Genomic DNA, 26212 nt, shown 5'->3' on the forward strand with positions numbered 1-26212 from the left:
TTAAAATGAAGGCTATTATTTCATACGAAACACCTCTAGAACAAGCACATTTCACTGCAAAAAATGATGAAAAAAATATGTTTTATAAAGAAAATACAGAAGAATCTGTAGAAGGATCTCTTAAGTATGACGTACTAGACGCTGTTGGAGAATTTAAAGGTCAACCTGGCTATATCGTTTGTAATAATATTTCTGTCACAGACGAAGGCCGCCCTGTATTTGAAAACCGTTTTAAAAACCGCGCAGGCCTTATTGAAAACGAACCAGGATTCCAAGCGATCCGCGTTCTACGCCCATTAAGTAACGATACATATGTCATCTTAACGATGTGGGAAACAGAGCAAAACTTTAAAGACTGGACAGAATCACGTTCATTCGAAAACGCTCATAAAAAACGTCCTGCCCAAGCAGAAGGACAAGCTCCGGCGCATCCACATGCAGAACAACAAAAGAGTATTTTCTCTCGTCCGTCTTTCGTGACTACTTTTGATGTGTTAGTTTAGGGGTTTGGAGTTCGAAGGCCACGATATGTGAAATTATATCGGCGATTTTCCGAATATATCGACTTATTGACAAATGACGACATAAAAAAGGAAACACTGTTACACGCCGGTGTTTCCTTTTTCTTTATACCAATTATATATACAAAGCGCATCTTCTTTTTGCATATGCTTCACTTTGTAAGGATGCCCCGCTACTGATACGACAGCTGTACATAGCTCGTCTTTCTTTTGAAAATACGATTGACTGTATCCGACTGCTTGCACATGCCTTCTTCGCATGATTCCTGTATATTTCGCGAGTCCTCGGTACACCATGACTAACTGATTGTCTCGTATCATATAACCACTACTTGTATACCGCGCGTATGCAAGTAACGTAAATATAATACATAGTGGTATGAGAGTGAATAACGCGATATTTTGTTTAAAATATATACTCGCACCTATGATTGGCACAGCGAGTACGGCACTTGTAATCCAGCCCATGATGACGTAACGACGTAATGCTGCTTTCGGTAAATGAACGATTTCCGCTTCCATTTCATACGGCAACTGTAAATATGCGAGTAACTGCTGCACATCTTTTTTCTTCATAAAAGGATGTAACATTACTTCATTTCCCGCCGCCTCTATACTTTGAATAACTTCTACTTCGACAGAGCAATATCCGAAAGGCTGGCGGAGAATACCTTCTTTCACCGTAATCGCTTGAATACGGTGTAATTTTAAAACAAACTCTTTCTTATCAAATAAACCTTGCACGATACGAACTTCATTTCCATTTCGCTCAATTTTAAAGTTCGCATATTTTAATGCATAACCGGCTGTTGAAATGACCCACGAAACTGCCATTAAAATCGCCGCCATAACGATTAATTCATATACACCGTTATCCATCACATACGCTTCCACTTTATTGATGAGCCATTTTGGAAGAAATTCATTAAACTCTGTGTAAAGGATGACTAACATTGAAAACACTAATCCGAATCTACCAGATGTAATAGATGCTGCTAAAATTTCTTTCGTTGTTAACTGATATACCGTCTTACTTCCTTCTTCCGTAGGCCCTTCTTCACTCACAACACTTCTTTCTTTATGTAATAAAGTAATGAGTTCCTTCGCTTCTTCTTCTCTAATCCCCGCCAACATCACTTCTGGCTCAGTACCGCCGCCTGCCACTTCAATATTTAATTTCGTCAGTCCGAGCACTTGATAAATGATGTTAGAAGACGTACTAATATTTTGCACACGTTCTTTATTTAAGTAACTTTCTTTCTTAACGAACACACCATGCTTTATATGTAAAATATTACTTTCAACCCAGTACACTTTGAAATACCATTTTATAGCTGAGAAAATTGCCATAATAAATAATACGGCCAAAAGGACAAGATGTAAGAAATACCAAGGTTCTACTTCACCATCTGAACGAAACAGAACGAGAAAAATAAAAGGCAGTAAACCTGCAATTCGAATACCTAACAATATTGTGATCGGATGTTGCCTCTTATACATCCTCATCACTCACTTTCGCAAGTTCTCCAATTTGTCTTTTCAGCTGCTCTGCTTCTTCTTTCGTTAAACCTGGAATACTATGAGAAGTTGCTGCTGTTGAAATATGTAATTCTGCTAAATTGTACTTTCTCATAATCGGGCCCTGCTCAATCGTTACGTGCTGCACGCGAATCATCGGAATAAGTACGCGTTTTACAACGAACATTCCCTTTTGAATCTCAATCTCTTCTTCATTTAATCTATAACTATAATAACGTTGACGTAAATTTGGAAACACAAAATAATCAAGCGGGATAAATAAAATAGCGCCTGTTACTAACAAGCCAAACAACCAACCCCACCAATTAAAATTGATCATAAAAAAGAAATATGCAATTACGACTGCTAGTATAACTGCCGCCCCAATTAAAGCGTGAATTCGCCACACTTTCAGCATATTAGAATGAATCTCTCTTTCTAACGGCTGCATTTCATCACTCCAATTATATGAATTTATTACTTATATATTAGTTGGTATATACATATTTGTAAAATTATAGTTTTTACATCGTATCAATTATTTCTTTAAAATTCCCTTCATTAATGGAATACACTTGAAACTGAATGTAATCTATCTCATTCGTATTTGGTTTAGCAAATGGCAAAATGTTAAATTTAGAAGCTGATCTTCCTAACATATCTACAATCATTAGAGAAACATCAATATGGTCGAAATCCACACGGAATACTACCGTTTCCCCTGTAAATTCATAATCTTGAATCGCATCATAAGATTTATTCGCACTAATGAGCATCACTTTTAATAGTTGGTTCAAATTTTCTGGTTTAAAATTAATCATATACGTGGCTCCTTTTCCAACAAAACACTATAAAAATAGTGTAATCTTATACTTTCATAGCTTCACACATCAATTATATTAAAAATAAAGCTAGTTTTTTATAAATTTTTTGATATAATTACTTACGGGAAAAGGGAAGAATTTTGTCTTCCCTTGTGTTTTTATTTGCATCTAGTACTTTTGCTAGATGCCTTTTTTTATGCTAAAAAGGTATCCTCAAACACTTTGAGGATACCTTTCCATTAATTTAGTGCACTTCAACAATTGTACCATCTTCAAATACTTTAAATACTCCAGTAAATCCTGATCCAGCTGCGCCTTCTATTTTATATGTCGTACGCACTCTAATTTGATAATATTTCTTTCCATTCTCTACTTGCGTATTTTCTAGCGTATAATCATAGTCTTCTTTATATTCATTTTTAATATATTCTTTCGCTTTCTCAAAAGTAAATGCATCTTGAGTCTTTCCTGTCTCTACCTTTTGGTTCTTCTCTGTCGTTACCTCCTGGTTCTTTTCTGTCTCTACTTTTTGAGGCTTCTCTGTTGTTACCTTTTGATTCGTTGCTACATTCGTTTTTTCTGCCTTCGCTACCGTTGCATTCTTTTCTGCTTCACCAATTTTAGTAATTAATCCTGAAGCCTTTTTATTATATTCTTCAAGATTTTTGTTATCTTTTGTTTCTGAAACTAGCTTATTTAATATATCTTTCGCTTCTGCGTAATTTTTCTTATTTATTAACTCTTCGCTTTTCACCAGTTGCTCGCTATACTTCTTTTTTTGTTCTAAAATGGCTAGTAATGCTGTTCGTTCTTCCTTTGCCTGCTTTATAAGCGCATTATTTCCATTCTTCGTGTTCTCTACTTTTTCAAATAATTGAATGGATTCTTCTATCTTTGTCTCTTCTTTTAATTTCACCGCTTCTATCATAATTTTCGTTTGTTCTACAAGCACTATTGCATCTGAATCGTCTTTTTTCTCATCCAGCGCTCGTTCAAATGATGATAAGGCATTTTTATATTCTTTATTCGTTAACGCAGTCTTTCCTGCATCCATTTCTTTTTCAAAATCTCCATTACTGCATCCTGCTAACATTAAACATGTAATTCCAATTACCGTTAATAACTTCCTCATTGTTTCTCCCCCTATGTATTCCTAAAACAATAACGTCATATGTATAAAAGCCTGCGTAGTAATTAGACTGAAAGTAAATATGTACTACATTGTGTGTGGGAAAGGAAGTACATTTCATTTACTATCATTAGTTAAAACTCCTAAATAGTTGGTAGTTGGTTTTCTTCTTTTAAGACAGAAAGGAATTTTAATAATGTGCGTAAAGCTCTCATCAGGTTCTTTACTACACACGCTCTTATACACACAGAAAAATTATTTTTATTTTTTAAACTTTATATATCTTCTGGCGATTCGATACGCACTCCGTTTTGTAACGCAATAAAAAACAAAAGAAAACAAAATGCAATATATGTTACAGTTTGTAACCGACTTGTAACACAAATGTAACACAGTGTTTTTAAATATACAATAGTTTTTTACATTATTTCCCCCCTTTCTATATTTTAAAGCGTTAATCAGGTTCCAAGCCTTAATGTAATACGTATTTTCATAACAATCACGCTAAAAAAAGAATTTACATTTTTGATTAAATTGAAGGATATACCCCCTTAAAAAGAAAAAATACGCTATTCTTTCCTATGAGCCTATAGGAAGAAAGAATAACGTATTTTTCAAAAATGAGTTCTTTTATACAAACGCTTTAGTTCTATATCACAATTAAAAGGGCAATCAACGCTAATATAGCTGGAAGCCCTTGTTTCACAATAATTGATTTATTAGATGTGAAACCGCCGAACAGAGCTGCTACTACCACACACATTACAAAAAATAATTGAACCATATAACCAATTGAATTGAAACCAAGTATAAGTCCCCAAATGAGACCAACGGCTAAAAATCCATTATATAAACCTTGGTTTGCAAACATAATGGCTACGTTTCGATCTCCTTCTAAATGCTCAGGTAATTTAAAAGCACGTTTTGCCACTTTTGAATTCATAAAAAACATTTCGAGGATCATGATAAATAAATGTTCTAATGCTACGATTCCGACTAAAATAGCTGCGATTATTTCCACAGTATTGTGCCCCCTCTATCTTCGCTTTAATCTTATAGCTTATATAAAAATCCGACATCGTCTGAATAACACGTTTTCAAAAATTCCTCCTTCTTACTTATTAAAACATTAATTGACATATCAATATTTGATATGTCAATTAATATACAACTCCCCTTTTAGTTTTGCAAGTTTTTTTGCTCAATTCGTTTTATCCCACTTTAATGGGCAGTAAGACCACCATCTCAAAATTCAACGAGAGCAAAGAATTTAAGTGGGGATCAACTGCCCATTAAAGTCCGATTAGTTCAACTAATAATCAGTGGGGATGAAGAAAACCCAAACTGATTAAAGTTTCACTTTATTTTGTTCCATCATCTTTAAATCAATTCAAATCCTATGTTAGCTCCCTAGAAACTATACTGTTTTTTAATAACTCCATAAAAGGAATCAGCTATATCGTCAAAATACATTATTCATTATTTTCACATAAAAAACAGCCCGCCTTCCGCAAAAGACGAGCCATTCCATTTAATTTTCACTTATTCTCTTCTTATACCAATCCTGCATTCTCTCCGCATCTTCTACTCTCGTATGCTCTAATTTATAACTTGATGATGCACTGGAAAACTTATACGTACATAAATCCGCGCGGCGCTGGAAATAGGATTGCGTCTTCTCCATTGATTGGACGTGTCTTCTTCTGACAAGTCCGGTATATTTTCCGACGCTGCGATATACAAGCGTAATTTGCTCTCCATTTACACTGTAACCATTTGTTTTAAATGTTGCGTATCCAAGTGTAAAGATGAGGATCGCGAGCGGAATGAGTGCCCACATAATGAAGTGCTTTTCAAAGTATATACTTATTCCAATAAGCGGGATAGCTAACATTGCGAAGAAGATGAAGCTATCAATGAGATAGCGGCGTAATGCTGCTTTTGGTAATGAAATAATATTTGTATTCAGTTCGTATGGTAGTTGTAAATGCACGAGTAACTGTTGTACTCGGTCTTTTCGAATGATTGGATGGAGTGTAACTTTCTCCTCTTTCCCCTCACTTTGAATAACTTCTACTTGCACAGCACAATAGCCGAACATTTGACGGAAAATGCCTTCTTTTATCGTAATCCCTTGAATACGATGTAACTTTAGGACGAGTTCTTTTTTCTCAAGTAATCCTTGTGAAATGCGGACTTCGTCATTTTTTCGATTTACTGTGAAATCTCCATGTTTTAGCGCATACCCGATTGTAGATATAATCCACGAAAGGGCAAGCAAAATAGCTACCATGAAAATCCAGCCATATATATCATGTTTCATTACATACGCCTTTACGCTATTCTCTATCCATTTCGGAATATACTCATCTACTTGGTGATACACGAAAAAGATTAACGAGAATAATAGCCCAAACTGACCCGATGTAACAGAGGCTAATAAAATTTCCTTCCAAGTCAATTTATATTCTGTCGTTTGTTTTTCTTCTGTAATGATTTCTTTTTCTACTGTATTTTCTATTGCTTCGTCTACCGTTTCTTCTGCTTTCACTTCTGGAGTTGGCTCATTGAGTAAGGAAATAAGCTCCTTCGCCTCATCTTCCTTAATTCCAGCTAAGCTTACTTCTGCATCATCGCCTCCGCCAGCTGTTTCGATTTGAATTTTCTTTAAGCCAAGCATTTGATATAGCACGTTAGAACTTGTATTAATCGTTTGCACACGTTCTTTATTTAAGTAGCTCTCCTTCTTCACAAAGAGACCTTGTTTCACATGTAATACGTTATTTTCAACCCAATACGTTGTGTAATACCATTTTTCAAACGCTGAAAAAACGGTGAGTAAACCGAATGCAGCGGGAATTAAATACCAAAACGGAAATTTTCCGTTTAAACTAAACATGAAAATAATGAGTGGGATAAAGTCTGTTATTTTTAATTCTAATAACATCGTGATTGGATGCTGCCTCTTATACATCCTCATCACTCACTTTCGCTAATTCTGCAATTTTCATTTTCAACATTTCTGCTTCATACATCGTTAAGCCTGGGATGCTGTGAGAAGTTGCTGCTGTTGAAATGTGTAATTCTGCTAAGCCATATTTTCTCATAATCGGCCCTTGTTCAATCGTAACGTGCTGTACACGAATCATCGGTACTAATACGCGCTTTACGACGAAAAGGCCGTGCTGAATTTCAAGTTCTTCTTCATTTAGTTGGTAGCTGTAATAACGCTGACGTAGTTTTGGGAATACGAAGTACTCCAATGGTGCTAACGCAACTGTTAACCCGATTAACACGTACAAAATCCACGCCCACCAATCAAACTTTATCATAAGGAAAAGGTAAGCTAAAATGACAAGAATACCGATCCCTTCTTCTATTACAGCCCGAACTTTCCACACCTTGACCATGTCAGGGTGAATTTCATTTTTCAATGGCTCCATGTAACCACTCCAAATCTAGTAATCTAATATATAAATAGTCTCAATCTATATTTTACGTAACCTTACAGAAAATTGAATTTTAATCTTCTTTCTTCTCAGGAATAAAATATCCGAACCAAAGTAGCCAAATGAAACCGATTAACTTCATCCAACTTCCATCCGCTTGAAAAGCTTCAATCATACCTGGTATTTTATAAATCCCAATAAATCCAAGAAAACCGAGCCACCAGTTTTTTTGCATTTTCATCTTTATCCCTCCTTCATGACGTTTTTCACATTTCGAATCCAAATTTCTTTATACTTTAGCTGAAATCCCATGAGCATGTAGTTGCTCATATTATCGATCACAAGCGCCAACGTATGAGCATTTTCTTCCGTTGCCTGTTGTGACACAACGTCAAGTTCCACACCTTTCTTCAATAAGTCGTGGAAACCATTTAAAAACTCTTCTTGTATTTCAAATAAGCGTTTCTGATACTTTTCATTTCGCGCCGCAGTTACGATAAATTCATTTATGACACGTAGTATTCCTTCTTGTCCTTCATACTCAGAGAGCATATGTAAACCATCTGCGATTAACTTTTCTGCAAAATTTTCTCTCGTATATTGCTCTTTATCAAAATAACTCATGAAATGATACCCAGAAAAAATTTCTTCAAATAAAAAGTCCACTAACGCTTCTTTAGAAGAAAAATGATAATAAATAGCCGGTTTTGAAATACCTACCTCTTTCGCAATCATGGAAAGGCTCATCTTCTCAATGCCGTGCTCTGCCATAAGTTTAAATGACGCCTCTACAATGTTTTGCGATGTTTGTAAATTCTTTGTCATACTGTACCTCACTTGTTTTTACTTACCGGTCGGTAAGTAAATTATAAAATGAAACAAAATGATTTTCAAGTTAGTTAGCGCTTCAGAAGGTATTTATTGGAAAATGAAGAAATTTATAAAGTAAACGCAACATATAACAATAAGGAGGATATCATATGGGACTTGGTGGTAAAGGCGGTAGTGGTGGCACTGGCGGCGGTGAAGCTGGACAAGCTGGTAAGAACGGATTTTCATTCATCATTGTACTTTTTATCGTATTGATTATAGTTGGAGTTAGCTATATCGGACTTAGCTTCTAAGAAAAGGCGCCCTACATTACACATGTAGGACGCCTTCCTTTTAATCCTTATTCAATAATCGCATACGATAACAATTCATCGTTACTTCTCCAAGTCTTTGCAATAATTGATAGTTCGCATATGCGCCGACCGGGGCACCGATTATTGGTACGAGCTGAAGCATTTTGGCTAAATCGATATAGTCTCGGTACTCTGTTTGGAACTTTTCCCAGTCCATATGATTTTCTTCTTCTGTATCCCACGTTTCGATTGCTTTCCATATTTCTTTTCGGTGGTCGTCACTTGAAAAGGCAAGCTGGAAAACGTGAAGGATAAAAAGGCGCTCTTCTTTGTCGCTCGTATCAAATCCGTACAATGTTGCTGCATCGAATAAAAATTTAATTTTAATACCGAGTAGAAGCGGAAAGTCAGCAAGGCCAAGGAGAATACCGCCTGCTCCCGTCCCTGCTCCTTCTGCCGCTGCTATTTTTTTGTACTCATCCATTTTTTTACGTACTTCGTCGTCTCGTCTTTGCAATGACCAGTTCGTCTCTTTTAATTTCGGCTTTATAAAGTTTGATCCGGCGCTAATTGTTTGTACCATCATCCGAATCGTTTCTGTTAATACTTTTTGTACTTTCGCCGGAATAAGCTGTTGTACTTTCGTCTGCACTTTCTTTGAGAACCGTGTCATCATAGAAGAATCTTTCATGAATGTAGCTTTCCACTGCTCCAGTTCTTTTATAACCTTTTCTTCATATGTAATCATAGGTTCATTCCCTTCAATTTAAACGCTCAATACGTTTTGCCCCGTATTGATAAACGAAGCCGATACTAAATACTATGCTTACGACTAATAAAATTCCCGTCATCATGAAATCTTTCGTCGCTAGTAGAAATATGATTGTAAAGATAATACTACCTGTAATAAGGATCGCATTTAATAAAGTAAGGAAATCTTTCTTCTTCTCTTCTCCGCCTACTGGGTACAAATCAAGCCAAATTTTCATGCGGTGATGTTTCCATAAAGTTAATAGCTGATAACCGATTAAGTATAGGAAGATAAGGCTTACGATAAATCGTCCATATAAAAACGGAATGAAGTAAAGAATAACTCCGCCAAGAGCGAGCAGGCGCACATATAAGCCAAAATAATTACCAGATCTTAAGAAAGTTCTCGTATATAAGTATAAATATGTACGCTTTTCGCCGATCATTGAAAGAATAAAATCAAGCCATTTTCTACGTGCTACTCTCTCTTTTAATGCTGGTACATCAACGAACATATTCGCGATGCGGTACAACAGCATCATCTTCTTACCTTCTTCAGAAATTAAATATTCCCAGTTTAACGGCTTTCCCTTCACCATTTGATACATAATCGCAAGGTATAACACCATGAGAAGGACGATTCCAGCAATAAAGATAACGGAAGTACGTTCTACAAGGAAATACACAAATAAGGCGTTTAAAATAAATCGAATGAACCAATCGGCTCTTTGTATATTTTGATCTGTTAAAAATGACTTTTCCCACGCTACAAATAAATTCCACGCTTTTACAATGACAAACGCGATTACAATCCATATGTAAGTCGCTCCTGTTTGCTTCATTTGCTGGAAGTATAACGGAGCAAGCGCTGCCGCTACAATTGCGATTATGTACAACTGAATCATAAACGTAAAAAGAAACGCCTTTGTAAAATATGGTTTTAATTTTTGTTCAACTGGCAGTAAGTAAACGAGATCCGCTTCTTTTAATAACGTTTGAATAGATCCGGCCGTTAATACGAATCCAAGTAACACTGCCATAACGAGCGCAGTCGGAAACGAAGGTGTTAACGTTTGTAACCATTGCTGGTAATAATACGCTCCTGCGCCGATGATGAATACGAAAATAAATTTTAAATGATCATTAAATACGTATTTACTATATGTACGAACTTCTTGTAGAAAGTGACGAAATCGTTCTTTCCATAACGCTGTGCTATTCATAATCTTCTTCCTTCGTTAATGCAATATAAATATCATCTAACGTTGCACCTGGCATATGAAACTGTGATTGCAGCTCAGATAACGTTCCCTTCGCTCTTACTTCGCCTTGATGCAAAATTATGAACGAATCACAATAACGCTCTGCTGTCGCTAAAATATGTGTACTCATTAAAATACCCGCACCGCTCTTTTTCATTTGATCCATCATTTGAAGGAGTGATTGAATCGCTAACGGATCAAGCCCAACGAACGGTTCGTCCACAATATAAAGAGATGGCTCCACTAAAAATGCACTCATAATCATTACTTTTTGTTTCATCCCTTTTGAGAAATGAGACGGAAACCATTTCAAACGATTTTTCATACGAAATTCTTGTAATAATTGTCCTACACGTTCTTCATATTGTTTTTCATCTACACCGTAAGCCATCGCTGTTAACTTCAAATGTTCTTCTAGCGTTAGCTCATCATATAATACTGGTGTTTCTGGGATGAACGAAAAACTAGAACGGTACGCTGTCATATCATCACGAATTGTTTTCCCATTAATTGTGACAGTTCCTTTTTTCGGTTCCATTAAACCGATAATATGTTTAATCGTCGTACTTTTACCCGCTCCATTTAAACCGATTAAGCCGACAAGTTCGCCTTTATTCACAGAGAACGAAACATCTTTTAATACAGGTCGTTTCGTATATCCTCCTGTAACATTTTCTACACGCAATAACTCGCTCATACGACACCACTTTCTTCATTTATATTCGTTCTATATTTATCTTACCAAAAATTACACTGTACTACATAGTATCGATGCGTTCAAAAAAAATTTAAATTTGTTCGCATATATTATTACGAAAGCGGACATCATAATTATTGAAGAAGGAACACATTGAAAAAGCGACCACCTATTGATGAGTACAACAACATAGTGAAGTCATCATGAAATGGGGTGTCCATGTTGGACAAAGAAATTTACACATAACCAGATCATTTGTTTCATTTTCGAAACGGGGTGTCTCTGAAAGAGCATATACTGTTTTAAAAAATAAACAATTTCATTTTATAAAAGATTGCAATTCATTTCACTTGAAAATGGGGTGTCTACGGCAGAAACTTTAGCCGATTTACCGTGCATTTCTTAAATAAATGAGGTGTCTGCGAAACGTAAATTACGATAATGCTTTTTCAATCCCTCTTCAGAAAACAGGAAGCTGAGTCAGCTTCCTGTTTTTCGTGTTTGTTCTCTTATGTAATTATGGTAAAATACGGCTAAGGATATTTGAAAGGATGAGATCAATGAATCATACAGCGGACAATTGTATTTTTTGTAAAATTATTGACGGGCAAATCCCTTGCTCAAAAGTATACGAAGATGAACATGTGCTTGCATTTTTAGATATTAGTCAAGTAACAAAAGGACATACTCTTGTTATTCCAAAAGTTCACAAACAAGACATTTTTGCGTTAACGCCAGAAATCGCATCACACATTTTTTCTGTCGTTCCGAAAATCGCAAACGCGATTAAAGCAGAGTTTAATCCAGTTGGCTTTAACCTACTTAACAACAACGGTGAAAAAGCTGGACAAACTGTGTTCCACTTCCACCTTCATTTAATTCCACGCTACGGTGAAAACGATGGTTTCGGTGCTGTTTGGAAATCACATCAGAATGAATACACTATGGAAAATTTACAAAACATCGCAAGTACAATTGCAAATAGCGTGAAATAGTGACACTATAATAAGTAGTCATACATAACAAGCCACTTTCCTAAAGTGATTAAATATGGCACGGCTTGTTTCTCCACTTAAGATGCCAGGGACTGCATACTTTCCTTTCCCTCGTCTTAAAGATATGCATATTTTTTCACATCATGAATACGAACAAAAAATAAGGAGGTCTCCTTTTATGTCAAAAGCTAAATCCTTTATTACAGGTGTCATTTGCGGCGGAGCAGTTGCTGGACTAGCTGTTCTTTTCTCAACTCCTTCTTCTGGCAAAGACATGCGCGGTAAGTTAAAAGAAAAAGGAAATGATATTAAAAAGACTTTAGCTGATATTACAGCTGATACAAAATTATTAAAACGTCAAATCGTTGAAACTGCTTCAGAAGGTAAAGAAGTGTTCCAAGAATTAAAAGACGACATGCACGATACACTTTCTAACTGGAAGCAAGATATTTATCAAAACAAACGACATATTGAGCAAGAGATTTTGGACATTCAAAAATCAATTGAGAAACTACAAGAAGCTGTTCCGGAAAAAGCGTAAACAAATTCCTGCTTAGTTTTTTGCATATAACAAATATTTTTTATATAAATTGACCTTAACACGGCATATCACATAGATATGCCGTGTTTTTATGCATTTACAATATATGTTATCACTTAACATGTATGGACAACACATGTATTCATGACTTATAAACCGCTTCCATAGTTATGCATGATTTGTATAGAATGTCATTTTTTTAAAAAATTTTCACAATTCTCACAAAAAGACTTTATTAATTTTTATTTTACTGGCATAATAGATAGTAATGAAAAAGAATGTTAAAGTGGGTGAGTATATGAAAAGTGGAGAAAAAGATTACTCGGTAAAAGAAGCAATGATTTTCAGCCAACGCATTGCTCAATTATCGAAAGCGTTATGGAAATGTGTAGAGAAAGATTGGCAAATGTGGATTAAACCTTATGATTTAAACATTAATGAGCATCATATTTTAACAATCGCTTATCATTTAAAAGGGGCTTCTATTTCTGAGATTGCTAAGTTTGGAGTTATGCACGTATCAACGGCGTTTAACTTCTCGAAAAAGTTGGAAGAACGCGGCTATCTTGTATTCTCGAAAAAAGAAGATGATAAACGAAATACGTACATCGAAATTACAGACAAAGGGGAAGAATTACTACTTCGCTTAATGGAGGAGTATGACCCTGAAAATAATTCAGTGTTTAATGGGGCTCTTGCACTTCGTAATTTTTATGGGAAGTTCCCAGAAAATATCGAACTGATTGCTATCTTGCGTAACATTTACGGACAAGACTTCATCGATATTTTTGAGAAATCATTAGAAGATATTGAAGAGAACTTTACAGAATCCGATCAAAAGTTAGTTAAGAAATAATCTATTTATTTTTTGCAATCATGCTTAAGAATTCATTCATAAGCGGTTTGAATAAACCTTGTTTTGCTAGCGCTTCCGCAGTTTCGTGTACTTCGAGCTGATGTGGAAGCGCTTTTTCAAATTGATCTAATAACGCATCAAACAAAAGAAGTCCTTCTGCTTTCTCCGCTACATATTGTTCGTTCAGCTTTTCACAAAGATGTAGTATACGTTCAACATCTTTTTTACGAGCTTTTTTCTTTATGATCAAAGAATAAAATGGACACTTTTCTTCATCAATCATTTTAAATAGTAGGTCTACGTAGTATTCAGCTTGTTCTAATCTTCTAACAACGTCCATTTTCTCCCTCACTTTCTAACACAAAGTCTTCTATTTCTGAATTTTATAACACGAACAAAATATCGTATGATACAATATATAAAGTATATGTATTTTAGCCAAAAGGAGGTCTCGCCTCATGACACTTATAACAGTTGTTTTTGTCGCATTCGCACTTCTTGTTATATTTTACACGAATTTCATGACACATACACTGTGTGAACGAAAACAAATATCTGCGAGCCGCCAACCCGGTGTCTTTCGGGTTATTAATGTATGTATAACAATTTTATTAATTTCTAGTTATATAGAAATTATATTTCATGGAAAGTGAGGAAGGAAAGCCTCTTCCTCACTTTTTTCCTCTATAAGCAAATTATACCTACTATAACCAATAAAATAAACAGTACAAGTAATAAAATAAGTTGAGAATTCATCCCCATCCCCTCCTCTATTCTGTATATGCGGCATACGCCCAATATGGTACACCTTCAAAATCTGACACGTACTGGTTAATTTTTCTTTATCAATATGAAAACACGTCGAAATATGATATATTAAATTTTGTACATATTGCTTATACTATGAAATAAATGACACGCATCTTAACTTTATCCTAAAGCCTCGGTAAGCCCTGTTAAGCGCGCTTTACCAACAAAAAAAGCAAAAGTATCAGTGAGACTTAATCGGGCTCTGATGAACTAAAATTCATTGGTATAGGATAAATTAAAAATACATAATAGTAGGAGTGTTTATCGAATGAAGAAAGCTATGCTTGCCTTAGCCGCAACAAGTGTAATCGCATTATCAGCATGTGGAACATCATCATCAGACAAAATCGTTACATCTAAAGCTGGTGACATTACAAAAGAAGAATTCTACGAGCAAATGAAAACACAAGCTGGTAAACAAGTACTAAATAACATGGTTATGGAAAAAGTACTTATTAAAAACTACAAAGTTGAAGACAAAGAAGTAGACAAAAAGTTCGATGAAATGAAAAAACAATACGGTGATCAATTCGATACACTATTAAAACAACAAGGTATTAAAGAAGAAACGTTAAAAACTGGTGTACGTGCTCAATTAGCGCAAGAAAAAGCTATTGAGAAAACAATCACTGATAAAGAATTGAAAGATAACTACAAGCCTGAAATTAAAGCAAGCCACATTCTTGTAAAAGATGAAGCAACTGCGAAAAAGGTAAAAGAAGAACTTGGACAAGGTAAATCTTTCGAAGAGTTAGCAAAACAATACTCTGAAGATACTGGTTCAAAAGAAAAAGGTGGAGACTTAGGATTCTTCGGACCTGGCAAAATGGTTAAAGAATTCGAAGAGGCTGCTTATAAACTGAAAAAAGATGAAGTAAGCGAACCTGTGAAATCACAATTCGGTTACCACATCATTAAAGTAACAGACATTAAAGAGCCAGAAAAATCATTCGAACAATCTAAAGCTGACATCAAAAAAGAAATCGTTCAAAAGAAAGCACAAGATGGCGAATTCATGAACGACCTTATGATGAAAGAAATCAAAAAAGCTGACGTAAAAGTTGACGATAAAGATTTGAAAGATCTTTTCAAAGAGCAAAAAGCTGACGCTAAGAAAGACGAAAAGAAATAATGAAAAGCTCGGGATTAGCCCGAGCTTTTTTGTTTGCCCTCTTTTTGCGGTACGTTACGTCCGGATTCGGTAAATGAAATTATATAGTTGGTCCTTTGAATAAATTATATCAGCGATTTTTCAATTATATCGACCGCAACTCCAATTATATCGGCGATTTTCATAATATATCGACTTACCGACAGAAACCGACAATAACCGCGAATCCCTCTTAAAACACAAAAAAACCTTGATCCACGTAGCATGGAACCAAGGTTTATCTTATTATCATTGATTAAATTAAAAAACTATGTTAAATTAGTACAGAAACACATTTTACAAAATACAAAGAACATATTTATCCGTATCTTAATTGTACACCAAAACACATCTTCAGTCAACCTCTATTTTTCACTTTTAAAGGAGTGCTTACCGTATGAACAAAAAACTTGATTTAGAGCAAAAACGATTGGATACCGTAATTGAAACAATTACGGAGCAAATTGATAAACTGGAAAACGAAACTGGCAGACGCCGGGCAGAAGTAATCAATATTCGTAAACACTTTTGGGATGATGTGAAAGTGAACACTGATACTTTTGATGATTATCTGGAAACAGTTATCAACTTAAGGCAACAAGCTCAGTCACTAGCTGTCACACAAATTACTCATAAGCACACCTTTAATCGACTTGCCGCATTAAGACGCATGCATAAAGCACCTTATTTCGGAAGAATTGATTTTAAAGAAGAAGGAGAACCTGCTGCGGAGAAAATTTATATCGGTGTAGCCACGCTTACTGATGCAAGCGGAGAAAACTTTCTTATATATGACTGGCGCGCACCTATTTCGAGTGTGTACTATGATTATCCACCAGGACCGGCTGAATACAGTACACCAGGAGGCGTAATTCACGGTAATGTGGAGAAAAAATTACAATACATTATTCAAAATGGCGAGATTGATTCTATGTTCGATACGAGCCTTACAATTGGTGATGAGATCTTGCAACAAGCGCTCGGAAAAGGTACGAACAAACATATGCAAAGTATCGTTGCTACAATTCAGCGCGAGCAAAATGAAATTATTCGTCACGATGAAGGCCGACTTCTTATCGTGCAAGGAGCTGCTGGTAGTGGTAAAACATCTGCTGCCCTTCAGCGAATCGCCTACTTACTATATAAATATCGCGAATGGCTAAAAGCGGATCAAATTATTCTCTTCTCCCCTAACTCTATGTTCAATAGCTACGTATCTAACGTACTACCTGAACTCGGCGAAGAAAATATGCAGCAAGTGACATTCCAAGAATATTTAAACCATAGACTAAGCAAGTCATTTGATGTTGAAGATCCTTATGAGCAATTAGAATATATGCTAACTGAAACGAATAGCCCTACCTATAAAACGAGAAATGCGAGCATCCGATTTAAGGCATCTACTCAATTTTTCGAAATGATTAGAACGTACAGAGAATCTCTTGAATCTTCAGGCATGCTATTTAGGGGAATGAAATTTAGAGGAAAGTTAATTGTTTCTGCTAAAGAAATTACAGAGCAGTTTTACAATACCGATTCCTCCCTCCGCTTCCATAATCGAATTGAAAAGTTAACGGATTGGCTAAATAAACAAATAGATGAAATTGAAAAAACAGAACTGAAAAAGCCTTGGGTAGAAGAGGAAATTGAATTACTTAGTAAAGATGAATATCAAAAGGCTTATAAATATTTACAAAAAAAAGGTGAGTTTGACGACAACTCCTTTCAAGATTTTGAAAAAGAAACGAGAGTACTTGGACGTATGATTGTCCGTAAAAAATTGAAGCCACTGCGTAAAGGCGTTCAAACATTACGCTTTATCAATTTCACGGGCATATATAAACAACTTTTCACAGATGCATCATGGGGGACTGGAGAAAAACCGAAAGAATGGGATGACATTTGTTCTTTAACGGTGAACATGCTCGATGAAGGAAAACTATATTACGAGGATGCGACTCCATTTTTACTTTTAAAAGAGTTAATTGAAGGCTTCCAAACGAACAGATCGATTAAACACGTACTCGTAGACGAAGCGCAAGATTATTCGCCGTTTCAGTTCGAGTTTTTAAAACGTCTCTTCCCTGCCGCAAGAATGACAGTACTTGGAGACTTTAACCAAGCGATATTTGCTCATGCGAGTGAAACGGTGAATTTCGATACACTTACGAATTTATACGGACCAGACGAAACGAACGGCATTAACTTAACCCGTAGCTATCGCTCAACAAAACCAATCATTGAATTTACACGTGCTCTCGTACCGGAAGGCAAGAACATTCACGCCTTTGAACGTGACGGTGAGAAACCTACAGTGACGAAAGTATCAAATGATAGCGAACTGCACAAACATATTACTGCCAAAGTTGCTGAACTACAAAAACAACAGCACAATACGATCGCAATTATATGTAAATCTGCAGCTGAAAGTGCCGCTGCCTACGAAGCACTTAGTCATATCGAGAATATTAAACTTGTGAAAAGTAACTCTGCCGAGTATGAGCAAGGCATCGTCGTGATCCCCGCTTATTTAGCGAAGGGTATTGAATTTGACGCTGTTATTATTTACGATGCTTCTAAAGATGTGTACAGTGATGAGAGCGTTCGTAGATTGTTCTACACTGCTTGTACGCGCGCAATGCATGAATTACAACTTTATAGCGTTGGCGAGGTTAGTCCTTTTATACTTGAGGCTGATTCGGAGAGTTTTGAACTTATTACAACACCTTGATAACAATCAAGGTGTTTTCTTTTTTATGCAGGACTTACACCTTTAAAGTAGAATATGTCAGTTTATAAAAAAGTTAAGGAGCGAAAAGATGAACCATTATTTTATTGCTATTTATGACGGTGAGTTTCCTACCGAAAAATTACATACCATTTTAAAATCTAAACACACTTTTACTGACCTAAACGTCCGCACCATTTCAATCTCCTCACCAAGACCTTTCACATTATTAGTTGGCGAAGAACACGATGCACTTACAACTGAACTTACAGACAAATACCACTTATTAACGAAAGAGTTGCAAACACTCAAGCAGCAAGAAAAGTACTACTATGTATACGATTATAAAATTAGAAAGACCATCGAGAATCCTACCCAAAAATGCTTTCCATTCGCACAAATCAATATAAGTGTTACGAAATTCCATCAGATGATTCAAAAAGTAAAAGACTTAAAACGCCCTGTATTTGCAGGCTATAACATCATTTTTCATGATGCAGACATTCTTACGATTGACGTACTTCTTTCTTCACCTTTACTAGATCCTAATACTTCTGAAAAAGATGCGACAGAATATGCTTATTTACAGCAGCTAGCTGAATCAATTTCTCGTTCTGAATTATGTACTTCTATAAAAGCAAGTGCACTTATTTAAACACGAAAAGAGGGTTATTTATCATCCCCCCCTTTTGCTATCTATTTACGTTTGTACTTGATCATAATAATAAATACCTTTATATGCAACTTATAATAAGTATCAAGGTGTCTTTCTCATTCTAAACGACATATCTTTACGTCGATATACACTCAGCACAATTCCCATTATAAATGCATGAAACAGAGTTGGTATCAATCCGTAGCTAATAAAAGGTAATGATATAGAAAAACGTGGTAATATCCCGAGAATCATGCCAACGTTACAAATGAAATGGATTGTGAAAAGAGTCACTCCACCAACGAGAAGCAATTTACCATAGCCATCATTGATTTTATAAGCTATGTTCATTATTCTTACTGCAAAAAGAGACAGAATCAAGACAAGAACTAGCGCAAGCCCATATCCATAATAGTAAGTCAAACTCGCGAATACAAAATCAGTATGGGCAGCAGGGATAGCCTTTATATTTCCATATGTACCAAACCAACCTGCTGAAGACATCGCCTCTTTCAAACGTAAATACCATAGATCATGCTCCGAGTTTATAAATCCTAAAATTCTAGCTATCCGGTATTCTTTTACAGCAGACCAGGAAAATAGATCCCTAATAATAAAGGGTAAAACTGGTAATATTGTAATGAGCCATGCCGTTTTCTTTCCTAGCTTACTCCACCAAAGCATAACGAATACCATCGTAATATAGATGAAAATTGGTAAAAGAATTGATGTAGCTGAAAATAGATATAAAGAAAATACGTACAACATGAGAAGATGTATAAACTTCAACCTACTATTATTGAAAAAAGAAGCCCAAGCTAGAAAAAAGAATGGTATCGTCATTAAACAGTCAATTTTGATAGGGCCAATTTTTATTATTGCTTCCCCAATCACGTAACCAGTTGGAAAACATTTTATAGCTAACAAGATAAGTACACCGATTGTATAAAACAGCCATCCGAGTCTTTCTAATTTCCGGTAATCAATCAGCATCATCACTACAACTGTTGCAACACCGAGAATAACAAAAATCACCTTATTCAGTAGTAAATCATTTGTATGTCCAAAAGCTATAACCGGCAAGAACCCTAATCCCATCGCAATCACTAATAAACCAATTAAAAACCAATCCACCTTTGGCTTATGTAGTTTGTTCAGTTCCCGGCCAAGTTTAATTGGACTCCCCATTTGCTCAACAGCCTTATCTTCAGCAACTTCCTCACTTAACCCTTTATCCATCCACATATTCTTTGCCTGTTTCAAGTGAAAATTCAGTTCAGTTGCTACTAAGTCCTTCGCTTCTTTTGATTTAATATGGTTCGTAACTTCTTTTAAAAAACGCTCCCCTTTTTTGTTCAATTTTTTCTCACTCCTGTACAAATCCTTTTAATATAAATTGTGCCTTCGTAGCATTTTTCTCTGCCTTCCGCAGCATCTTGTTTCCTTTATCATTTAATTGATAATATTTCGCTCCTGCATGATCCCAGCTAGATTGGATAAAGCGATTCTGTTCTAGACGATGTAATAACGTGTATAGAGACCCTTCATCCCCTTCGAATTTTTGAATCCCTCTCCCGCGCAGTAACTGCATCAATTCATAACCTGTTTTTTCATTCATAAGAAGTTGCAACACTGCTAAAAGGATATCTTCTTCCTTTTCGGACGATTGATTGATTTTTTCACGCACTCGTTTTCGATGTTGATCAGAAAAACTCAAATGTTTAAACGTTGTATTCTCCATTGATTTTCGCAGGCCTTTTAATCGATCTTCCATTTGATTATTCCTCCAATCCTTTCTTCAAAAGCTCCTTCGCTTTTTTCAGCCTCGTTTTTATCGTATTTTCCTTCACATCTATTACAATCGCAATCTCTTTAATTGATAATTCTTCATAATAAAATAGATAAATGACTTCTCGATATTTGATCGGTAAATTCATTACTGCAGACGCGAGCTCACGGTCCTCCGCATTTTGCATAACAGTTTGTTCGACACTATCATTTTGAACCCCCATATAAGCAGATTCATCCTCTGTCACGATCACCTTTTTGTTATACCAACTTTTTATATAGTCCTTACATTGATTAATCGCAATTCTCCATAACCACGTTTTCACATTCGAATTCCCTTTATATGTATGAAGAGATTTATAACATTTCACAAATATATCTTGCGTTAAATCCTCCGCAACCTCTTTATTATTTACATATGAATACACAAGCTGCAGAACTTCTTGTCCATACTTGTTCATTATTTCGTCGATAAGGTCTTCCTTATCTTCTATTTCAAACGCTTCTATCGTTAATTCATCCACATCATTTCCTCCTTCCCATATATTAGACGACGCACTGTATGGAAAAGTTTTATAAATTCACAAAAAATACAGAGGGTAATAACGTTTTTTATAAAACACTTCCTCAGCAACTTACATATAATAAACCGAATAGTCGTTACAATACATTCACCTAAAGAGCGCCTCTCTCCCAAGGCGCTTTTTAGGTTTGTAATAAGGATTTTGTGTTAGTTTTCTATGGTCAAAATTCCCCCTCACCACTAAATGAAAATGAGGACCCATTTAATCGAGTTCTCCTTCTTTCTAACACTCACTTAAAAAATCTAATATTTCATGACCATACAAAGATGAATCGATACTATCAAAACCGATACATTCTTCATACAAGTGTAGTATTTGAAGTTCTATACATAACGCAGCTGTTTGTTCTTGTTGATTTATTGCTTTTTCTAGTTCTGCCGTGTATTTCATTTGAATGTTGTTATCAGTATCCTTATTTTTTAGTTATGTTTATTTAACAAGAAATAAAGTTGTTTATGACAAACCAACCATTTAAAACTAGGGCTTTTCATCCATTTGTCTTGTTCCCTATTTTAAAACATAATACAATTAAACTGTAACTTAATAAGCTATAACTAGTAGGTGTGGCAATCATCTCTTCCATTTCGAAAAAAGGGGGAGGTGATAATATGATCGCGATGTTTGTAATGAAATTAATGTACGGTATCCTAACCGGAGCTGGCGTTGTCATCGGTAGAAGATACGTCGGTCCGTGGCTAATTTCTGTATACAAAAAAGCGAGAACCACCCTGCTTCGTGGAAAAGGTAAGGGCGGTTCTCGGCTAAAACGTTAATGTAATTTTCTTATAACCGCACCTACTACCACCACAATAGCAAGTTAGGTTACAAAGGCAGAAGTTTCTCAGGCTTCTGTCTTCTTTATTTTATGCAAAATTCATACTATATACTCTACCATCATTGTAACACATTTTATTTATTTTTAGTCAAGATAAAAAACACCTAAAGAGTTTCTCTTCAGGTGTTTCTCTATTTTACGCTAATGCAGCTGCATGCTCTTGTTGATCTACAGGAATGACAGCGTCTGTTAATGCTTTTTCTAGTTCTGCTGTGTATTTCATTTGCTCTTCTTTGCTCCAGCCTAGTTTTGCAGCCATGTAGTTGATCACTGCTTCTTTCCACTCGTATACCCAGTGAATGTTGAAGAATACAGCGCCTCTGCGGCGTACGAAGAAGTCGACTGGTTTTGCTGTCATTTCGTAATCCATTGCGTATACAAGTGGGATTAGAACGTCTAGCGGCATGTTGTATTCTTTCGCTTCGTCTTTATGTTTTTTCGCTAATTCGAACAATACGTCAACGTTAGAGCCATAGAATTTCGCGAATTCTTCTGCTTGTGCTGTCGTTAAACCGTATTTCGTACCCTCGCCTGCTTTTTTCGCGATAAATGCTGGTAATCCTTTAGAACCATCTACATGTCCACCAGAGATTGGCATATGTTTCGTTGTGCTCTTCGGATATGCACTATGGCCTTCTTTTTGTAGTAAGTTCGTTACATAGTCTACTACCATTTCAGCCATTTTGCGGTATCCTGTTAATTTACCACCTGCGATTGTAATTAAACCAGATTCAGAAGTCCAAATTTCGTCTTTACGAGAAATTTCAGATGCACTCTTACCTTCTTCGTAAATTAACGGACGTACGCCAGCCCAGCTTGACTCGATGTCTTTTTCCGTAATTTTTACGCTTGGGAACATGTAGTTAATCGCATTAATGATGTATGTGCGATCTTCTGTTGTCATTTGTGGTACAGCTGCGTCTTTATCATAGAACGTATCTGTTGTACCTACATAAGTTTTCCCGCCGCGTGGAATCGCGAATACCATACGTTTATCTGGTGTATCGAAGTAAATTGCTTGCCCTAATGGGAAACGTTTTTGATCAATTACTAAGTGAACACCTTTTGATAACTGAAGTACTTTTCCTTTTTTCGAGTTATCTTTTTCACGAAGTGTATCTACCCAAGGACCAGCTGCGTTTACAATTTTCTTACCGTAAACTTCGTATACTTCACCATCTAGTAAATCGATTACACGTACACCACATACTTTTCCATCTTTATATAAGAAACTATCTACTTTTGCATAGTTAACAGCTTTTGCACCGTGCTCAATTGCTTCTTTCATTACTTCAATTGTAAGACGCGCATCATCAGTACGATATTCTACGTAGTAACCGCCGCCTTTTAATCCTTCTTGTTTTACAAGAGGCTCTTTCTTCAGTGTTTCTTCACGGTTAAACATTTTTCTGCGCTCGCTTCGTTTTACACCTGCTAAGAAGTCGTATACACGAAGACCAATTGATGTACTGAATGATCCGAACGTACCGCCTGTATGGAACGGAAGTAACATCCACTCTGGTGTTGTTACATGGGGACCGTTCTCATATACGATCGCACGCTCTTTCCCCACCTCTGCTACCATTTTCACTTCAAGTTGTTTTAAATAACGTAGACCACCGTGTACAAGCTTCGTTGAACGACTTGATGTACCTGCTGCAAAGTCCTGCATTTCAAACACAATTGTTGATAACCCGCGTGTTGCTCCATCTAATGCAATACCAGAACCAGTAATACCTCCACCAATTACGATCACATCTAATTCTTGTTTATTTACTCCGTTTAATACGTCTTTACGTTGTTTACTTGAAAATTTCATGGTAATTCCTCCCTTTGATAACGAAAAAAGAGACCACAAACTCCGCTATAGATTTCGCCTCTATAGCGTGTTGTGGTCTCTCCAAATCTCCTACCGAATTATTAACTTGTCACCATTATAACACTGTTTATGATTATTTGAAAGCTTTTGTTGCTTCAATTGCTTTTTTCCATCCAGCATATAGCTCTTCGCTTGTTTCCGCTTCCATTGTTGGTTCAAAGCGTTTGTCCATATGCCACTGTTCTTTAATTTCATCTTGGTTTTTCCAATATCCAACCGCAAGACCAGCTAAGTACGCTGCACCTAAAGCTGTTGTTTCATTGATCACTGGACGCTCTACAGGAACGTCTAAAATATCACTTTGGAACTTCATTAAGAAGTTATTTTTAACTGCTCCGCCATCAACGCGTAATGTTTTCAGTTCAATACCTGAATCTGCTTCCATTGCGCATAATACGTCTTTCGTTTGGTAAGCTAAAGATTCTAGTGTTGCACGAATGAAATGCTCTTTCGTCGTACCGCGTGTTACACCAAACATAGCACCGCGTACTTCACTATCCCAGTACGGTGTACCTAATCCTACGAATGCTGGTACAACGTATACACCGTCAGTTGATTCAACGCGATTCGCATATACTTCACTCTCACTTGCATCTTTAAACATGCGCATTCCGTCACGTAACCATTGAATTGCAGAACCTGCTACGAAAATACTTCCTTCTAATGCGTAGTTTACTTTACCATCTATTCCCCATGCAATTGTTGTTAATAGACCATGCTCAGAAGCTACTGCTTTTTCACCAGTGTTCATTAACATGAAGCAACCAGTTCCGTAAGTATTTTTCGCCATACCTTCACCGAAACAAGCTTGTCCAAATAATGCTGCTTGTTGGTCACCAGCTACACCGGCAATCGGTACATTTTGCCCGAAGAAGTGATAGTCAATTGTTTCTCCATACACTTCAGATGATGGACGTACTTCTGGAAGCATGCTCTTTGGTACTGTTAACATGTCTAGAAGTTCATCATCCCATTGTAAGTCGTGAATGTTAAACATTAACGTACGTGATGCATTTGAGTAATCCGTTACGTGCGCTTTACCACCAGATAGTTTCCATACAAGCCATGTATCAATTGTTCCGAATAATAGATCGCCGTTTTTCGCTTTCTCTCTTGCACCTTCAACGTTATCTAAAATCCATTTTACTTTCGTACCAGAGAAATATGCGTCAATTAAAAGACCTGTTTTTTCGCGAACCATTTCGCCATAACCTTTTTCTTTTAACTCATCACAAATTTCAGCTGTTTGGCGAGATTGCCATACGATTGCGTTATAAATTGGTTTGCCTGTTGTTTTATCCCATACAACCGCTGTTTCACGTTGGTTCGTAATACCGATACCAGCGATTTGTTCTGGTTTTACATCTGCTTCGCTTAAGCAAGTTGCGATAACCGCTAAAATAGATCCCCAAATTTCTTGCGCGTTATGCTCTACCCAGCCTGGCTTTGGAAAATGTTGTGTAAATTCTTTTTGAGCTGAATGAACAATTTCACCCTTTTTATTGAACAGAATTGCACGTGAGCTAGTTGTTCCTTGGTCTAATGAAAGAATATATTTTTTCATATCGGTTTCCCCCTTATGCTACTTTTCTACTATTTGTATTGCTTCCACTTTTTTTACTTGTCATATAAGAGATTGCTAGTACAATCACAGTTGCAATAATTACATAAATAAGTGCTGCGTTTTGTTTTCCTTCAAATACAACTTGATGGAATAATCCTGCAAGTGATCCACCTAAAATTGGACCTACTACTGGAATCCATGCATACTTCCAGTTTGAACCGCCTTTTCCTGCAATCGGAAGGAAGAAGTGCGCGATACGCGGACCTAAATCACGTGCTGGGTTGATTGCGTATCCTGTCGTTCCACCTAATGATAAACCAATACTTACAATTAAGAAACCTACGATAAATGGATTTAATCCATCTGCAAATTTATTTGCACCAATTGCTAATATACCAAATACTAAAACGAATGTTCCAATCATTTCACTTAAAAGGTTTGCAAATGTGTTCGGAATTGCTGGACCTGTTGCAAATACGCCTAACTTTGTTCCTGGATCTTCTGTTTCTTTCCAATGTGGTAAGTAATGTAAATATACGATAACTGCCCCGAT

General features: G+C 36.2%; 29 protein-coding genes. 10 read left to right on the forward strand and 19 right to left on the reverse strand.

Annotation, left to right across the window (positions count from 1 at the left end):
- Positions 1-5: 5 nt before the first annotated feature.
- Positions 6-503, forward strand: coding sequence for a heme-degrading monooxygenase HmoB (hmoB, locus tag MR083_RS16570; protein WP_000644055.1), 498 nt, complete (start codon positions 6-8; stop codon positions 501-503).
- 99 nt (positions 504-602) lie between these two features.
- Here the strand turns inward: hmoB and MR083_RS16575 are convergent, their stop codons facing one another.
- The 9 genes from MR083_RS16575 to MR083_RS16615 all read right to left on the reverse strand — a co-directional run bounded on the left by MR083_RS16575 (position 603) and on the right by MR083_RS16615 (position 8266).
- Positions 603-2021 carry a PH domain-containing protein gene (locus MR083_RS16575; RefSeq protein ID WP_242269604.1) on the reverse strand — a complete coding sequence of 473 codons (1419 nt, stop codon included), beginning with the start codon at positions 2019-2021 and terminating at the stop codon, positions 603-605.
- Positions 2014-2490: a PH domain-containing protein gene (locus MR083_RS16580; protein WP_001182705.1), complete on the reverse strand. Its 477-nt coding sequence runs from the start codon at positions 2488-2490 to the stop codon at positions 2014-2016. The genes MR083_RS16575 and MR083_RS16580 overlap by 8 nt, the downstream gene beginning before the upstream one ends.
- Positions 2491-2563: 73 nt before the next feature.
- Positions 2564-2860: a protoporphyrinogen oxidase gene (locus MR083_RS16585; protein ID WP_242269605.1), complete on the reverse strand. Its 297-nt coding sequence runs from the start codon at positions 2858-2860 to the stop codon at positions 2564-2566.
- Between the two features lie 247 nt (positions 2861-3107).
- On the reverse strand, positions 3108-3995 hold the full coding sequence (locus tag MR083_RS16590) for a hypothetical protein (RefSeq protein ID WP_001228791.1): 888 nt from the start codon (positions 3993-3995) through the stop codon (positions 3108-3110).
- 646 nt (positions 3996-4641) lie between these two features.
- Positions 4642-5013, reverse strand: coding sequence for a DUF1304 domain-containing protein (locus MR083_RS16595; protein ID WP_000402488.1), 372 nt, complete (start codon positions 5011-5013; stop codon positions 4642-4644).
- Between the two features lie 510 nt (positions 5014-5523).
- On the reverse strand, positions 5524-6966 hold the full coding sequence (locus MR083_RS16600) for a PH domain-containing protein (RefSeq protein ID WP_242269606.1): 1443 nt from the start codon (positions 6964-6966) through the stop codon (positions 5524-5526).
- On the reverse strand, positions 6959-7435 hold the full coding sequence (locus MR083_RS16605) for a PH domain-containing protein (protein ID WP_000433534.1): 477 nt from the start codon (positions 7433-7435) through the stop codon (positions 6959-6961). The genes MR083_RS16600 and MR083_RS16605 overlap by 8 nt, the downstream gene beginning before the upstream one ends.
- Positions 7436-7514: 79 nt before the next feature.
- Complete coding sequence (locus MR083_RS16610) at positions 7515-7682, reverse strand: hypothetical protein (protein WP_000783808.1); 168 nt, start codon at positions 7680-7682, stop codon at positions 7515-7517.
- Between the two features lie 2 nt (positions 7683-7684).
- Positions 7685-8266, reverse strand: coding sequence for a TetR/AcrR family transcriptional regulator (locus MR083_RS16615; RefSeq protein WP_000164840.1), 582 nt, complete (start codon positions 8264-8266; stop codon positions 7685-7687).
- Positions 8267-8421: 155 nt separating this feature from the next.
- Here MR083_RS16615 and MR083_RS16620 point away from each other — a divergent pair, with 155 nt between their 5' ends.
- On the forward strand, positions 8422-8565 hold the full coding sequence (locus MR083_RS16620; protein ID WP_000522750.1) for a YjcZ family sporulation protein: 144 nt from the start codon (positions 8422-8424) through the stop codon (positions 8563-8565).
- Positions 8566-8605: 40 nt separating this feature from the next.
- On the opposite strand, the gene ecsC is transcribed toward MR083_RS16620, so the two are convergent.
- Genes ecsC through ecsA form a run of 3 tightly spaced genes read right to left on the reverse strand, consistent with a single transcriptional unit; the run spans position 8606 to position 11274 of the window.
- Complete coding sequence (gene ecsC, locus MR083_RS16625; RefSeq protein ID WP_000634125.1) at positions 8606-9313, reverse strand: ecs operon protein EcsC; 708 nt, start codon at positions 9311-9313, stop codon at positions 8606-8608.
- A gap of 13 nt (positions 9314-9326) precedes the next feature.
- Positions 9327-10538, reverse strand: a complete 1212-nt coding sequence (gene ecsB / locus MR083_RS16630) for an ABC transporter permease EcsB (protein ID WP_242269607.1) — start codon at positions 10536-10538, stop codon at positions 9327-9329.
- A complete protein-coding gene (ecsA, locus tag MR083_RS16635) occupies positions 10531-11274 on the reverse strand; it encodes an ABC transporter ATP-binding protein EcsA (RefSeq protein WP_001292602.1) in 744 nt (247 codons plus the stop codon). The genes ecsB and ecsA overlap by 8 nt, the downstream gene beginning before the upstream one ends.
- Positions 11275-11834: 560 nt before the next feature.
- On the opposite strand from ecsA, the gene MR083_RS16640 reads away from it, so the two are divergent.
- The 3 genes from MR083_RS16640 to MR083_RS16650 all read left to right on the forward strand — a co-directional run bounded on the left by MR083_RS16640 (position 11835) and on the right by MR083_RS16650 (position 13666).
- Entirely contained in the window at positions 11835-12269 is a 435-nt protein-coding gene (locus MR083_RS16640) for an HIT family protein (protein WP_001016840.1), read from the forward strand.
- A gap of 178 nt (positions 12270-12447) precedes the next feature.
- Positions 12448-12810: a YtxH domain-containing protein gene (locus tag MR083_RS16645; protein WP_242269608.1), complete on the forward strand. Its 363-nt coding sequence runs from the start codon at positions 12448-12450 to the stop codon at positions 12808-12810.
- A 298-nt stretch (positions 12811-13108) separates the two neighbouring features.
- Positions 13109-13666 (forward strand): HTH-type transcriptional regulator Hpr, encoded by a 558-nt coding sequence (locus MR083_RS16650; protein WP_000834918.1) that lies wholly within the window; start codon positions 13109-13111, stop codon positions 13664-13666.
- Between the two features lies 1 nt (position 13667).
- Here the strand turns inward: MR083_RS16650 and MR083_RS16655 are convergent, their stop codons facing one another.
- The gene (locus MR083_RS16655) at positions 13668-14006 is read right to left on the reverse strand and encodes a DUF1878 family protein (RefSeq protein WP_000383661.1); all 339 of its coding nucleotides are present in this window, start codon (positions 14004-14006) and stop codon (positions 13668-13670) included.
- Between the two features lie 118 nt (positions 14007-14124).
- Here MR083_RS16655 and MR083_RS16660 point away from each other — a divergent pair, with 118 nt between their 5' ends.
- The 4 genes from MR083_RS16660 (at position 14125) to MR083_RS16675 (ending at position 19009) form a co-directional block, all read left to right on the forward strand.
- Entirely contained in the window at positions 14125-14319 is a 195-nt protein-coding gene (locus MR083_RS16660; protein ID WP_000172692.1) for a hypothetical protein, read from the forward strand.
- 425 nt (positions 14320-14744) lie between these two features.
- Positions 14745-15608: a peptidylprolyl isomerase PrsA gene (prsA, locus tag MR083_RS16665; protein WP_000710071.1), complete on the forward strand. Its 864-nt coding sequence runs from the start codon at positions 14745-14747 to the stop codon at positions 15606-15608.
- A 415-nt stretch (positions 15609-16023) separates the two neighbouring features.
- Positions 16024-18357 carry an RNA polymerase recycling motor HelD gene (gene helD, locus MR083_RS16670; RefSeq protein ID WP_242269609.1) on the forward strand — a complete coding sequence of 778 codons (2334 nt, stop codon included), beginning with the start codon at positions 16024-16026 and terminating at the stop codon, positions 18355-18357.
- A gap of 88 nt (positions 18358-18445) precedes the next feature.
- A complete protein-coding gene (locus tag MR083_RS16675; protein WP_001017086.1) occupies positions 18446-19009 on the forward strand; it encodes a hypothetical protein in 564 nt (187 codons plus the stop codon).
- A 102-nt stretch (positions 19010-19111) separates the two neighbouring features.
- On the opposite strand, the gene MR083_RS16680 is transcribed toward MR083_RS16675, so the two are convergent.
- From MR083_RS16680 to MR083_RS16690, 3 genes are read right to left on the reverse strand one after another with little or no spacing between them, the layout of a single operon-like run.
- Entirely contained in the window at positions 19112-20368 is a 1257-nt protein-coding gene (locus MR083_RS16680) for an FtsW/RodA/SpoVE family cell cycle protein (RefSeq protein ID WP_242269610.1), read from the reverse strand.
- Between the two features lie 7 nt (positions 20369-20375).
- Positions 20376-20783 (reverse strand): PadR family transcriptional regulator, encoded by a 408-nt coding sequence (locus MR083_RS16685; RefSeq protein ID WP_016716710.1) that lies wholly within the window; start codon positions 20781-20783, stop codon positions 20376-20378.
- 4 nt (positions 20784-20787) lie between these two features.
- Positions 20788-21321, reverse strand: coding sequence for a sigma-70 family RNA polymerase sigma factor (locus tag MR083_RS16690; protein ID WP_000344001.1), 534 nt, complete (start codon positions 21319-21321; stop codon positions 20788-20790).
- A 668-nt stretch (positions 21322-21989) separates the two neighbouring features.
- Here MR083_RS16690 and MR083_RS16695 point away from each other — a divergent pair.
- A complete protein-coding gene (locus MR083_RS16695) occupies positions 21990-22154 on the forward strand; it encodes a hypothetical protein (RefSeq protein ID WP_000561155.1) in 165 nt (54 codons plus the stop codon).
- 198 nt (positions 22155-22352) lie between these two features.
- Here the strand turns inward: MR083_RS16695 and glpD are convergent, their stop codons facing one another.
- From glpD to glpF, 3 genes are all read right to left on the reverse strand, one after another.
- Positions 22353-24035 (reverse strand): aerobic glycerol-3-phosphate dehydrogenase, encoded by a 1683-nt coding sequence (gene glpD, locus MR083_RS16700; protein ID WP_000672816.1) that lies wholly within the window; start codon positions 24033-24035, stop codon positions 22353-22355.
- 133 nt (positions 24036-24168) lie between these two features.
- Positions 24169-25659, reverse strand: a complete 1491-nt coding sequence (gene glpK / locus MR083_RS16705) for a glycerol kinase GlpK (RefSeq protein ID WP_242269611.1) — start codon at positions 25657-25659, stop codon at positions 24169-24171.
- Between the two features lie 13 nt (positions 25660-25672).
- The coding region (glpF, locus tag MR083_RS16710; protein ID WP_242269612.1) for a glycerol uptake facilitator protein GlpF at positions 25673-26212 on the reverse strand (540 nt) is incomplete at its 5' end.

This window comes from Bacillus cereus group sp. BfR-BA-01408, from assembly GCF_022663305.1.
Taxonomy (GTDB): domain Bacteria; phylum Bacillota; class Bacilli; order Bacillales; family Bacillaceae_G; genus Bacillus_A; species Bacillus_A pacificus.